The sequence below is a fragment of the Bradyrhizobium sp. 44 genome (genome assembly GCF_023073095.1).
Classification (GTDB): Bacteria; Pseudomonadota; Alphaproteobacteria; order Rhizobiales; family Xanthobacteraceae; genus Bradyrhizobium.
The window spans coordinates 123,070-136,818 of sequence record NZ_JADPIY010000020.1; the positions used below are offsets into that span (position 1 = coordinate 123,070).

Below are 13,749 nucleotides of genomic sequence, written 5' to 3' on the forward strand. Positions count from 1 at the left end.
CGTCGGGCGTCGCGCGTCGTTCGTCGTGGATAAATGCATAGGATTGGGACGCCTCCATGAGCACAAAAACGGACGTCCAGAGGCTGCCGCTGCGGACCCTGACCGCCATGGTGGTGGGCGGCATGGTCGGCGCCGGCGTGTTCTCGATACCGCGCAACTTCGCGCAGGCGACCGGCATCTACGGGGCGCTCATCGCTTGGGCCATCGCCGGAGCGGGGATGCTCATGCTGTGTTTCGTCTTCCAGACCTTGGCCAACCGCAAGCCCGATCTGGATGCCGGTGTCTACGCATACGCGCGGGCGGGGTTTGGGCCCTACGTCGGCTTCTTTTCCGCGTTCGGCTATTGGGCCAGCGCCTGCGTCGGCAACGTCTCGTACTGGATCCTGATCAAGTCGACGCTCGGCGCGTTCTTTCCGGTTCTGGGGCAGGGCAATACGTTGCCCGCAGTGCTCATCTCCTCGGTCGGTATATGGGCGTTCCATTTTCTGGTGCTGCGCGGCGTGAAGGAAGCAGCCGGAATCAACGCGATCGTCACGGTGGCCAAGATCATCCCGCTGTTGTTGTTCGTGGTGTTATCAATCTTCTTCCTCAAGCCATCGGTGTTCGCAGACAACCTGTGGGGCGGCACCGCGGGTGACTACGGCAACCTGTTCGAGCAGGTCAAGGCGACGATGCTGGTGACCGTCTTCGTATTCTTAGGGATCGAGGGGGCCAGCAACTATTCGCGGTTCGCGGAGAAGCGCGAAGACGTGGGTGTCGCCACCGTCACGGGATTCCTTGGAGTGCTGGCGCTGTTCGCATCGGTGTCGATACTCGCTTACGGCGTCCTGCCACGCGCGGAGATCGCGCAGCTTCGCCAGCCCTCCGTCGGTGGCGTGCTCGAGGCTGCGGTCGGGCAATGGGGTGCGGTTTTCATTGGTGCCGGCGTAATTGTCTCGGTTCTTGGAGCCTATCTGGCGTGGACGATGATGGCTGCCGAGGTGCTTTCCGTTGCAGCGAAGAAGCGGGATATGCCCACCTTCCTGGCGCGAGAGAACGTCAATCAAGTGCCATCGGCGGCGCTGCTGATGACCACGCTGCTGATTCAGGCGGTGCTCGTCGCGACGCTGTTCTCCGACGACGCCTTCACGTTCGCGCTGTCGCTATGTAGTCATCTTTCGTTGATTCCCTATTTCTTGTCCGCTGCGTTCGCGTTGATGCTGGTCTATCGCAGGGAAACCTACGAGAAGGATTCACGCGACCTCCGCAAAGATACCATCATCGCGGTTTTGGCGACGATCTACACGATATTCCTGTTGTTCGCCGGCGGGACCAAATTCCTGCTGCTCGGCTTCATCATCTACGCACCCGGCACCATCCTGTACTACATCACGCGGAATGAGCAGGGCAAACAACTGTTCACGCCGGCCGAGTGGGTCTTGTTCGCGGTAGCGGTGATCGGATGCGTCGTCGGTATCCATGGCCTCGCCACCGGCTACATCAGCATCTAGCCCCGGTACGAAAGGATCCAGCAATGGCGAATTCCCCAGCTTTCGGCGTTCATTCGGAAGTCGGTCAGCTCCGCAAGGTGATGGTCTGCGCGCCCGGTCGCGCGCATCAGCGGCTCACACCGTCGAACTGCGATCAGCTGCTGTTCGACGATGTTCTCTGGGTGGAGAACGCCAAGCGTGACCATTTCGACTTCGTCACCAAGATGCGCGACCGAGGCGTCGATGTGGTTGAAATGCACAACTTGCTGGCCGAAACGATGTCGGTACCCGAAGGCAAGAAGTGGATTCTCGACAACCAGGTTGTGCCGGATCAGGTCGGGCTCGGCTTCATCGACGAACTGAGAAGCTATCTTGCAGGCTTGGACAATCGCAAGCTGGCGGAAACGTTGATCGGTGGCTTGTCCATCCATGACTTTCCCGAGGAGCATGGCGGCCAGGCGATCAAGATAGTCAAGGAGGCGGCTGGCGCCACCGAGTACCTGCTGCCGCCACTGCCGAACACGCTCTACACGCGCGACACCACCTGCTGGATCTACGGCGGCGTGACGCTCAATTCGCTTTTTTGGCCGGCAAGGCACGAGGAAACGATCCTCGCGACGGCGATCTACAAGTTCCACCCCGACTTTGCTGGCAAGGTCAATGTGTGGTGGGGCGACCCCACGCACGACCATGGGCTAGCTACGCTGGAGGGTGGTGACGTGATGCCGATCGGCAAAGGAGTTGTGCTGATCGGGATGAGCGAACGCACGTCTCGCCAGGCGATCAGCCAACTCGCGGCGACGCTGTTTCAGAAGAAGGCGGCGGAACGCGTGATCGTCGCGGCGATGCCCAAGATCCGCGCCGCCATGCATCTCGACACCGTATTCACGTTCGCGGACCGCGATTGCGTCCTGACCGCGCCCGACTTCATCAACCAGACGCGCACCTATTCCTATCGCCCGAGCGATCACCCGAGCGGGCTTGAGTTGCACCCCGAGAACAAGCCATTTGTCAGCGTCGTCGAGGAAGCGCTCGGCCTCAAGAAACTTCGCGTAGTCGAGGCTGGTGGAAGCGACTATCAGCGCGAGCGCACACAATGGGACAGCGGCGCCAACCTTGTCTGTGCGTCGCCGGGCGTGGTGTATGCCTACGACCGCAACACCTACACAAACACCCTGCTGCGCAAGGAAGGTATCGAAGTTATCACCATCGTGGGGGCGGAGCTGGGCCGGGGTCGAGGCGGTGGTCACTGCATGACCTGCCCGATAATCCGCGACGCCGTGGACTACTAGCAAGGCAGGGGTAGGGACTCTGGTGCGACGACAAGCTTCGCGGACCTGGAACTCCGGGGCAGCCGCCTCCTCGGCGACTGCCGGAAGTGACACACATGCAAGTGCACGCTTTGAGCAACGCAGGTCTCGGCAGGATCGTCATCAAACTTTCCAATCCGCTGCAACTGTTCAACACACTTGATCCGGCGCCATTTCGCGAGAAGGAGCTCGCAACCGAGGCAGAGCGATACATCGCCGACCAGGCTGAAGATATCGCGAAAGCCGCTCCCATCCAAATCGTGATTCATCTAGCCTGGGCGGGCTCCTTGGATGCGATCGTGCCGGATTTGGCTCCGGCCGTGGCGCAGCATTTCCTGCTGCGCGCTCACGAAAAATCGAGAGAGCTGCAAGTTCTATTCAAGTCAGGGCGCCGCTCGCTGATCGTAGGCATTGCGATCCTCTCCAGCTGTCTTGCGGTTGGATGGCTGGCGGGCCTGGTCCTTGGAGATGGACCTCTCCCGGACATTCTGAGGGAAAGCTTCTTGATTCTGGGCTGGGTGGCGATCTGGAAGCCGTCAGAAATTTTTCTCTACGGTTGGCCCGCGATCGTGGAGCAGCGGCGGCTTTTCGAACGGCTCTCGGCTGCCGTAGTTGTCGTGGCTGCCGTTTCGGAGCCCGCTTAGTGACGCGGCACGCCGATCAAGGAAGCACCGCTATGAGGACTGCCTGTCGATCTTTTCTGCGTGCCCTTGAGCAATTGCGCACCCATTCGCGTGCTCTCTCTGTCACAGGCGGCCGCAATCTCTGCGAGCATTGTTTGTGCGGATTGACAATCGATAGGCCAAGCCTATCGTGCTCGCTTGTTGGGGCAGGGCCGACAATCTCGAGGATTCGGATGCGTGTATCTGGATTTCTTTTGCAGATGATTGGACTCTTGGGTTCGACTGCCGCGCTTGCAGCTGACGTGGATCTGAGGGACTTCAAGGCGGATCCGCCGCCGCTCGCTCCGCCTTCTTGGAGTATCGTTGGCTCGGTCTCGCCAACCTTTACTGACAACGCCCTGTTCAGCCGCAACAATCGCAGATCAGATGCCTATTATGAGCCCGATATCAGCGCCAGGCTGGACGGCTATTTGACAGCAGACCTGTCGTATAGACTCTATGCGCGTGCGCAATACGAAGCTTACGCGACGGAGAAGGACAGCAATTTTGGGATCGCGCGCTTGGGTGGGCGGTTGACCGAAAATTGGAACGGCTGGAGATTCTCCGCGATCTACGAGAACCGCTACGACTTCGACGGCGTCTATCGCGACCTCGCGTTCACCTCGCATGACGTGATGGGTTCCGTGGCTCGTGACTTCCAGGTTGCGAATGTAACGCTGTCGCCATTGTGGCTGCTGACTTACCGCTTTTCTGATTTGGCCGAGGCCCGCCGCTGGCGCTTTGATGCCGTTCTTGGCATTGAGGTCAAACTCGATCCGAAATGGTCGATTGTGAGCGCGCCTTTGTTCGAAGCCTACTGGTTCACCGATGGATTGAATTCCGGGCGGCGGGACCAGCTCTATTCGGCCGACATAGGGTTGAAGTATAATTTTGCCAGCAATCTGTCGCTCACCACCACCGTGCTCTACGAAGCGCGGACGTCCAACGTTCCGCTGCGGAACTACAGAGATCTGCGGGTCGGGCCGCGGCTCGATTTTGCCTTTTGAGAGGGTATCTGAGAATGCTTGCGAGACGCCTGTCCGTCCTGCTGGGAATGAGTTTCGGGATCATGGCGGCGAGCGCCGCAGCGGCGGATCCTCGTGACTCCGTCGACCGAAGCCAGCGTATGGACACCGACGCACTGAGGGATGACCTTGGGGAAAACCGACTTCGGGTGCCAGCGCATCCCCTGGTGATTGCGCCGCCGCCACAGAATCCTCCGATCTCTCGGCCGAAGAAGAAGTCCGGTCCTGCCGCCGGTAGTCGTGGATAATCCTTGTTGCGCTGCAGGTCGGCAGCTGTGCGACCTGATGCCGGCTACCTTTCCTCATCTCTCGTCCCGTCATTTGCAGGTTGAGCCAGTATGCGACGTTGTTTGCATGTCCGAACGACGAATGATCTCGTCATCATTGTCTCTCCTTTTAACAATAACTCGAAAACAAGCGGGACATACTGGTACGCCGTTAGCTCATGCCAGTCATGCGCAGGTTTCGAAGTATTCGGAATTAACCCCTTGGTTGTATGAAAAACGAGGAGCATGATGCAGATCATCCCTTAGGGATGTTGTGTAGGTCGCGTCGTCTTGGGAGCGCTGAGCTGGTGATTAGCTAGGTCGATCATCACTCGCCCAAAGCTGGCTTTCAAGGCAGGCCAAAAAGGGTGCCTGGAATGAAGCCGTACAGCCCGCGTGCGAGCTTGTTGAATTCACATGGCGCTCCGCAGCGCCTGCCTTTTGGGGAAGCCCGCAATCGCCCTGATCGGGGCCCTTGGGAAGATCTTCTTTTTGTAGTGCGCCCCCTGCGGGGGGGTAAATTCGCATACGATGGGATGGATAGTGCCTGCGCGGCGCTTCTGCGACTGCCGTCGGGCAATGTGTCTGGGCTCGGTATCTTTCAATGCTGGTCGAGCGAAGATTCGGAAAGCATTTGCGAGGTGTTGCGGACGTGCGTGGAAGACAAGGTTGAAGTTCGAATTCATCACAGCTTGACGCTTGGCGGGCTGCGACGCGAGGTCGAAACGATCGTGTTCCCCGTTACCGAACCCGAGAAGGGCGTGATCGCTCTGCTCGTTGGTCGACATCGCATTCTTCCTGAGGAATTTGATCAAGACGAGTCAGATGAACCGGCCGGATTAGCTGACGATTTGGCTTCGATGCGGGAGGATATACAGCAGCGGATAGCCTCCGAGCTTCACGATTCGACATGCCAGCATCTTGTCGCCGCGAGTCTTGGGCTGGTGCGTATTCGCACCTGCGTCGGCCCGGCAAATGGTGTGGACAGACTTTGCGAGCTTGTCGATGCATCGATTGACCGTGCTCTGAGAGAGATCCGCTCCCTGACGTATTTGATGCATCCCCAGGACGTGGTGGCAGAGGGATTGAAGGCGACCATCGAGTGCTACGCCTGCGGCTTTGCGGCGCGGACGGCGTTGCGTGTCCAGACTGACGTCGACGCCGGCGTGGATCGGTTGTCATACGAGATACAAAGGTCGTTGCTGCGGGTCATTCAGGAAGGGCTCTCGAACATATTCAGGCACGCAAAGGCGACAGAGGTCAAACTGCTCGCCAAAGTGACAGGCGAGCAGTTTCAGCTGACAATAAGCGACAATGGAAGCGGCTTTCCGGCTCACCGTGCCAATCGGTTCGGAACGACCATGATGGGTGTCGGCATTCCCGCCATGAGATCAAGGCTTGCGCATCTTGGCGGCAGTCTCGAGATCCGATCCAATCCTGAAAGCTCCGGGACGATGTTGTACGCGGTATTCCCGCTGCCGAGTGAGGCAAAGCGGCGCAGGCGGCGCTTGCCCTTGCAATGATATAAACCAAGGCAAGCGCTTGAACAGGTTTATGGACGATCGTCGCCCTCAGATGCGACCTTCGGGTCTGGCACTCGATACGGCGGCGTTCGAAGCAGGAGCGCGTGCTATGAAGCGAATCTTGATCGCGGATGATCATGAGGCCGTCCGTTCCGGTATCCGCGCGGTGCTTGCGCAACGTGCTGATTGGGAGGTTGTGGCGGAGGCGAGCGACGGCAAAAAGGCGATTGCTGCCGCGATCGAGAGCAAGCCGCACGTCGCTATCCTCGATTTCTCCATGCCGCGCATGACCGGAGTGGAGGTAACCCGGCGGATCAGGGAATTCTCGCTTCCCATCGAGGTTCTGATATTTACCGTTCACAACTCTGGCCTGTTGGCGCAGCAGGCCTATCTGGCCGGCGCCCGCGCGTTCCTGTCGAAGTCGGATGCGAGCAAGCTGCTGGTTGCTGCTGTCGATTCTCTCCTGGTCCACAAATCATTCGGTATCGGGAGCGGGTTGGACGTTCTCGATAGCGTACCAGTTGGCGGAACTAGGCTGACCCCCCGCGAGCGGCTGGTCGTCAAGCTGGTTGCGGATGGTTATAGCAACAAGGGCATCAGCGCTATCCTGAACCTCAGCGTGAAGACAACAGAGGCTCACCGCGCCGCCGCGATGCGTAAGCTCGGCGTGAATTCGACCGCCGGCCTTGTTCGCTACGCGGTTCGCGCCAAGCTGGTTGCCGACTGATCGACCATCAGGCGGTAGAAACATCCGCGACCCAGTTTCAGGGTTTTGTCGGATAACTTTCCAAAAGATGGCCGATACAGTCGGCCGACTTGGCTGCCGGTCATCTCCGTTGATTGCCCGATAGGATCTGGGTCAACATGCGGGAGCGCCGCCGTGAAGCGCATCGTAATTGCGGATGATCATGAGGTTGTACGGTCGGGCCTGCGCGCGATCGTCCAACTGCGCTCTGATTGGATCGTTTGCGGCGAGGCGTGTGACGGGGAGCAGGCACTAGCTATGGCGGTTGAGACGCGTCCGGACATCCTGATCGCCGACTACTCTATGCCCGTCATGAATGGGCTAGAAGTCAGCCGCCGCCTGGGTGCAATGCACATGCGCGTCGAAGTGTTAATTCTGACGATGCATGAGAGCGAGGAGCTGTTGACGGAGGCTATTCTGGCTGGCGTGCGTGGTTTTCTGTTCAAATCCGACGCGAAGGAGCACCTGTTGTCCGCCATCGACGCTTTGCTCGAACGCAGGCCTTACTTCACGGGCGTGTTGCTTGAGAAACTTCTACGCAACTATCAGATCAACAAGCAAAATAGATCGAGCGTACTGCTCACATCGCGGGAACAGAGTGTGGTCCAGCTCATCGCGGAGGGACATACGAACAAATCGATCGGTTGCATCTTGAAGCTGAGCGTAAAGACCGTCGAGACGCACCGTGCTGCGGCGATGCGCAAGCTTGGGATGTCCTCTACGGCGGAACTTGTTCGCTACGCGATCCGCAAGAAACTAGTCGAGCCATGAGTGTCGAGGGAGTCGCCTTGTTCGTCATCGACAACCGACGCGCATCTCGTCGTTTGAAACTAGCTTTCAGGCGCGACGTCCGAACAGTGAAGCAGGGCCTGACGCGGGGAGATAAATTGGCAGGGCTGTATTCGATACGACAGGCGTGCCCCGAGTGCGGCAGGCCGATGAGGGTTTTGCCCGACGAACCGGCGAGGGGGCCGCTGCGCTACACCTGCGCCAAATGCGACGACGACCCGTTGCGCGACCCTACGGCGCGCAACTGGGCGGACGGGCCGCTGCGCCCACCGGAGAAGTGAGCACGGCCAGCATTTCGATCTGACGTACGAGGTTATCCAGGCCTGATTGACCGCGCAGGCGCCGAGCCGCGAGACCATCTCGTCGGAACGGTTCATCCTCGGCGGCAGACACCATCGGGGGCAAAGTTTGTTTGATCGCAACCTCAGAATCGGATTCAGAACGTCGATCAGCGCGATCTTCGTTGGAACCGTACTGTTCGTCGGACTGTCATTGGTCTACCTCAGTTTCGAGCGGATCGATGCCGTCACCCGGGCGGCTGCCGCATCCTTCTTGGACACCGTCGCGCAGTTATCGGCCGACAGGATCGATGCTCAGTTCATGGCGGTCCGCAACGGCCTGGACATCCTGCATGATCTGCCTTCGGTCCGATCGGCCGCTGTCCGTGACAACCCCAGGCTCTACGCGCTGCTCGCTTCGATGCTCCGGAATAACCTTCACCTTTACAGTCTGTACGCCGGCTACGACGACGGCAGATTTGTGCAGATGGACTACCTCGGGCGGGGAGGAGAGGCCGCGCGCCTGCGGAGCGAGGCGCCAGAAGGGGCAAAATTCCGCCTGGTCGTGATCTCGGGTCCGGACGGCGCAGACTCGACCATCGATTTCCTGCGGGAGGATTTGACGACGATGTCACAGCGGCCAGGTCCTACCGACTACGATCCCCGCCGGCGGCCCTGGTACGCCGGAGCGTTCGAGAAGGACCTGCGGCCGCTGACGGAGCCCTACATCTTTTTCGCTATCGGCCAGCCTGGCTACACGCTTCGGATGCCGATTGCGGGCTCGCCGCGCGGCGTAGTCGCCGGCGACGTCCTGACAGGCGAGGCCGAAGCGCTGCTCCGGAGACAGCAACTGGGGCAATCCGGCACGGTCATCCTGTTCGATGACGAGAACCGCGTGCTGGCCCACCCGCAGATCTCGGAACTCATAGGGCGTACTGGCGGGACGGCCGGTGCGCTCTTGCTGCCGCATCTCGCGGACATCGATCGGATCGGGATCGCGAAAGCGGTAGATGCTTGGAGGACGACGGGCATCACCCAGCAGATATTCCAGGATTCAGGTGGGCGGGCTCATGCCGCCGCATTCCGCACCATCGCTTCGGCCGGGGCGGCCAATCTTCGACTTGCGGTGTCCGCGCCGATCGACGAATTCTACTCGGAGATCGAAGGCGAACGGCGGCGCCTGTTCGTGGCGGCGCTCGGCTTCGTCTTGGCGGTTCTGCCGATGGTGCTCTGGATGGGCGCGATGATGTCGAAGCGGATGAGGGCGCTTGCCATCGAAACCGATCGCATTCGGCACTTTGACGTCGCAGAGAGTCCGCGCATCCGATCGGTGGTGCGCGAGATCGACGATCTCGGCCACTCTGTTGCCGCCATGAAGAATTTGGTCCGCACGTTCTCGAGTTTCATTCCGAAGCGCCTGGTCCGCCAACTGGTCGAAAGCGAAGTTCCCATCGAGCTCGGCGGCGAACGCCGGGAACTGACCGTAATGTTCACGGACGTCGAGAACTTCACGGGTCTCACGGAAACGGCCGAGCCCACCAGCGTGATGCGGACGACCTCGCGCTACTTCTCCGTGCTCTCCGAGGAAATCATGGCAAGACAAGGCACCGTCGACAAGTTCATCGGCGATGCCGTCATGGCCTTCTGGAACGCGCCGACTGACGACGAGCGGCACGTCTCCAACGCATGTCACGCGGCGCTTGCCTGCGTCAAAGCTAACGGCCGGCTGAATGCCGAATTCGCGGCCGAAGGTCTGCCTCCGTTTCGGACCCGGTTCGGTCTGCACGTCGGCGACGTTGTAGTCGGCAACATCGGCTCGCGCGACCGCATGAACTACACAGCTGTAGGTGCTTCCGTGAACCTCGCTGCGCGCCTGGAAGGGTTGAACAGGGACTACGGGACCACGATACTGGTTAGCGAGACCATCAAAGCGCGGGTAGAGGAAGAGTTTCTCTTCCGCAGCATCGATCGGATCAGCCCCAAGGGATTTTCCGCGAATTTTCAGGTGTACGAGCTCTTATGTGCAAGAACGGACGTGACGGACCGGCAACTGGCGTTGGTCGCGGATTGGGAGCGCGCATACGCGTCATCGGCTGGTACAAGGAAGCGAAAGGATAAAGAGTGGATGGAAGCCTTCTCGATGGCTCAGTCGACAACGCCCCGCTCGACATCATTCCAGCTGAATGGTTGGCAAAATGATTGTCGAGAGACTGAGAGACACGAATGAACATCCACGCTGTGATAACTGCACGCTCTACGATGCCGAGCAGACCGCGTATCAAGCCGATGATGTGCGCTCGTGTCCCATCTAGCGGAGAAGTCTTGCGGATCAATGGATCGAGCCGCTCGCGCAATTCGCGCGCCGTCGTCTCGGTGTAACCGGTACGCACCTTGCCGGCGTAGAGCAGCTTGCCGTTCTGGCGCCGGCCGACGCAGAGGGAGGCGACCTTGCGCGGGCGCGCCCCAAGCTTCTCCACGAAGGCGACGATTGAGAAGGTCTCGCTCTTCTTGCACTTGAGCTTGATCCAGCTCTCCTGCCGACCCGAGCGGTACCGTTCGCCCAGCCGTTTGGCGACTAGACCTGCGAGGCCCAGTTTGCACCTCTTGTCGAAGATCACGTTGCCATTGGCCGCAAGGGCTTCGACATACGTGAATGTCTCAGGAGCGTTCTTCAGGAGCCGGTGCAGCAACTGCTTGCGATCTTCATAGGCAGCGCCGCGCAAATCGTAGCCATCGAGGTAAAGGAGATCGAACGCGTGCGCGAGAATAGACTGTGACCTCGCCATCTTCCAGGTGCAGCTGCGCGCGGTAGCTGTCCGCCTTGATCTCGTATACCCAACCGTCGCCTCGGGGCGGACTGTTGCGTAGCGTGGGGTCACAGGGTTCGATGTAACCTGGAAGCGCAGCTCTGCGGGCGCCGACGACGCGCGATACGTCAAAACGAGACTGACGCAACGCCACCGCACACATGCCGATTCACCGCGAAGCCGTTGAAGCGTTCCGTCGAGGACGCAGTAACGGGCGCTCCTGTGCTGGATTGAACGAATGCTTTGGAGCACGGGTCCTTGAACCCCCCGCCTTCCGTGCGCTTCCTAGAGCTCCACACGATGCAAGCGGGCTGGGCTACCCGCTTTATCATGATCCTAGGGGGAGGGGACGCCGAACGAAATGACGCTCCAGTATATCATTCAAAGATCTCGATGACTCGAGCGCTAGTTCTCTGGGACAAGGCGGTCGATCATGCTGGCGAAGCTGGAACCTAATTTCTACCTGCGCCCCGAGTTTGAGTGGAACCTAATCGTCTAACGTACATCAGATAGTCGCAGCTGACTCCGGCAGTGTTCGGTTTCGCTACAGCAAGGTTTGAGAAAGTTCGAGAGAGGAGGGCTAGGTTTCGCGCGGCACGTGGGTTCCGACGCTCACGGACAAGGGCGAACAGCGCGCACCGGGCGAAATGGCCGATCCAGACAAATAATCTCAGCGCCCGGGTCGAAGAGCAAGCGGGTCCTAGACATCGATACCCTTGCGCACAGGCGCGGCGAAATCGCGAAGCGGGCCGTCAAGAAACCCTGCTGCAGTTCGCTAACCGGGTCGTGAAGACAGCCGCGAGATCAGCCAAAGAGGAACCAAGCTGCGACAGCGATCACCGGAACCACTGCGACAGCGATGAGAAGAACAGGGGCTGGTTCATTCCCCTCGCGCGAATCGTTTGACATGCGTGCACCTGCTACTCGAGACGGTCAGGCCTGAAGACCTTTGCCGGCAAGAGCGCTCGTCCGGCTGGAAAGAAACGGAGGGTAGGGCAACGACGGTCTCGAAGGTTCACATCGGCAACCCGGCACGGCCAGGAACGATCGGTCGGCGTACTGCTTTTCTGTTTGCGGACGGCCCAGACTTCGAAGCCACCGGGCAGTCGCAACGCGCCGCAGAAGGTTTGGCGCCGTCGGAACTGCGGAGTCATGAGGCGGGCAAAGCCCAGCACGAGCGGATGAACGGGCGCGGGCATGTCGCCACTCTCTTTCTTAGCCGTGCTGTTGTGCCTCGCGTCAGTGTTCGGGCTTCTGAACCGGCGTTTTCTACGCTTGCCCGGCACGATCGGATTGACGGTCGTTGCGCTTGTTGCCTCGCTTTTCGCGATGGGCTTAGGTGATCTATTTCCTTGGTTGAACCTACGCCTCGCCCTGCAGGACATTCTGGGGATTCGAGAGCTACCGGACACGCTTTTGAACGGCGTGCTGTGCTTCCTGCTTTTTGCGGGCACTTTGCAGGTCGACGTTTCCGCGCTGTGGTCCCGCAAGATCACCGTGTTCCTTCTAGCGACCGCCGCCGTAGTGATTGCGACGGTGCTGTTCGGATCAGGAATCTACGCCGCTTTCGCCCTGGCGGGGGTGGGGATGCCATTCTCCTGGGCACTGGTGCTCGGGGCCATCCTTGCGCCAACCGATCCTGTTGCCGTCAGTGCTATCCTCGCACGCGTCGGATTGTCCAAGCAGTTGCAGGCCATCATGGCAGGAGAGAGCCTCTTCAACGACGGTGTGGCGGTGGTCCTGTTTCAGGCCGCACTGGCCTACGCGACTGGGAAGCAACCCACATTCGGTTCTATTGGCCTCGATTTCCTGCGTGAGATGGGCGGCGGCGTCATCGTCGGCGCCGCGAGCGGCTGGATCGCTTATCTGGCAATGAAGCGGATCGATGAATACCCCCTAGAAATCACGATCTCCCTGGCTCTGGCGAGTGGTTCTTATGCGCTCGCCAATGCGCTCGGCGCCTCGGGTCCGATCGCCGTGGTCCTTGCCGGTCTTCTGATCGGCAGTCGCGGACGGCGCAAAGCGATGAGTGAACAAACGCGCCGCAACCTTGCCCTGTTCTGGTCGGTTGTCGACGAGATCCTGAATTCTCTGTTGTTCCTGCTGATCGGTTTTGAAATGCTCGGGCTGGCCCGTCTTGGAAGCTCGACCTTGTTGGTCATGGCATTCGCTATTCCCCTCAGCCTTGCCGTTCGCGCTGCCAGCATCGTGGGCACTGCGCTTTGGCTTCATGCCAGGAATCCGAACCGCTGGCCCGCAATTGCCATCCTGACCTGGGGCGGGCTGCGGGGAGGCGTGTCGGTGGCGTTGGCCCTGAGTACTGGCTCGAGCGAATGGAAGAGCGAGCTTCTGGCGATCTGCTACGCGGTTGTCGTGTTCTCGATTGTTGTACAGGGCCTGACGTTGCAACGGGTGGTCGGGCTGACGCATTTCAAGGATCAGGTTCGGTGAAGCTTCCCGTTCGATGGCGATTGGGTCGAGCTCCCGCCGAGCCGAGCCATTGCAGGGACGCCGCCGCCCCTGCGCGTCGCGCAAATAGCAACCTTGTTTTCGGAGCGTCGTTGGGTTGGCACACACCACCAAGGAGGTTTGAATGAGGAAGACGGCTTTTGCTTTGGCCGCGATTGGCGCTCTGGGTCTGGGATCACTGGCGGCGCCAAGTCCGGCAGAGGCGCGGGGCGGCTTCGGTCCGGCGATCGGAGGTTTTGCAGCCGGTGCAGTCATCGGGGGACTTGCAACCGCCGCATATGCGCAAGTCCTTATGGCTACTACGGCGATTATGGCCCGTACGCCGCGGTCGGCTACGCGCCGGCGTATGGCGGCTGGGGCTACGATGACGGCTTTGCCCCTGGCTATGGATACACGACCGTCGGCT

The 13,749-nt window shown here is 60.0% G+C and carries 9 protein-coding genes and 1 pseudogene; 9 read left to right on the forward strand and 1 reads right to left on the reverse strand.

The window, feature by feature from the left end; all coding sequences use genetic code 11:
* Window positions 1-56: 56 nt before the first annotated feature.
* From IVB41_RS22790 to IVB41_RS22825, 8 genes are all read left to right on the forward strand, one after another.
* Entirely contained in the window at window positions 57-1,490 is a 1,434-nt protein-coding gene (locus tag IVB41_RS22790; protein WP_247356200.1) for a basic amino acid/polyamine antiporter, read from the forward strand.
* A gap of 23 nt (window positions 1,491-1,513) precedes the next feature.
* Window positions 1,514-2,761 (forward strand): arginine deiminase, encoded by a 1,248-nt coding sequence (gene arcA / locus IVB41_RS22795; protein ID WP_247435166.1) that lies wholly within the window; start codon window positions 1,514-1,516, stop codon window positions 2,759-2,761.
* Window positions 2,762-2,856: 95 nt separating this feature from the next.
* Window positions 2,857-3,423 carry a hypothetical protein gene (locus tag IVB41_RS22800; protein WP_247435168.1) on the forward strand — a complete coding sequence of 189 codons (567 nt, stop codon included), beginning with the start codon at window positions 2,857-2,859 and terminating at the stop codon, window positions 3,421-3,423.
* A 212-nt stretch (window positions 3,424-3,635) separates the two neighbouring features.
* Window positions 3,636-4,448, forward strand: coding sequence for an outer membrane beta-barrel protein (locus IVB41_RS22805; RefSeq protein ID WP_247435174.1), 813 nt, complete (start codon window positions 3,636-3,638; stop codon window positions 4,446-4,448).
* 661 nt (window positions 4,449-5,109) lie between these two features.
* Window positions 5,110-6,255, forward strand: coding sequence for a sensor histidine kinase (locus IVB41_RS22810; protein WP_247435177.1), 1,146 nt, complete (start codon window positions 5,110-5,112; stop codon window positions 6,253-6,255).
* 109 nt (window positions 6,256-6,364) lie between these two features.
* Window positions 6,365-6,982: a response regulator transcription factor gene (locus IVB41_RS22815; protein WP_247435179.1), complete on the forward strand. Its 618-nt coding sequence runs from the start codon at window positions 6,365-6,367 to the stop codon at window positions 6,980-6,982.
* 153 nt (window positions 6,983-7,135) lie between these two features.
* Window positions 7,136-7,771, forward strand: a complete 636-nt coding sequence (locus IVB41_RS22820; RefSeq protein ID WP_247356206.1) for a response regulator transcription factor — start codon at window positions 7,136-7,138, stop codon at window positions 7,769-7,771.
* 345 nt (window positions 7,772-8,116) lie between these two features.
* Window positions 8,117-10,294 (forward strand): adenylate/guanylate cyclase domain-containing protein, encoded by a 2,178-nt coding sequence (locus IVB41_RS22825; RefSeq protein ID WP_247435183.1) that lies wholly within the window; start codon window positions 8,117-8,119, stop codon window positions 10,292-10,294.
* 136 nt (window positions 10,295-10,430) lie between these two features.
* Here the strand turns inward: IVB41_RS22825 and IVB41_RS22830 are convergent.
* A pseudogene (locus tag IVB41_RS22830) lies at window positions 10,431-10,853 on the reverse strand (DNA ligase D); the annotation flags it as partial.
* Window positions 10,854-12,071: 1,218 nt separating this feature from the next.
* Between IVB41_RS22830 and IVB41_RS22835 the strand changes: the two are divergent.
* Window positions 12,072-13,325, forward strand: a complete 1,254-nt coding sequence (locus tag IVB41_RS22835) for a sodium:proton antiporter (protein ID WP_247435186.1) — start codon at window positions 12,072-12,074, stop codon at window positions 13,323-13,325.
* The last annotated feature ends 424 nt before the right edge of the window (window positions 13,326-13,749 follow it).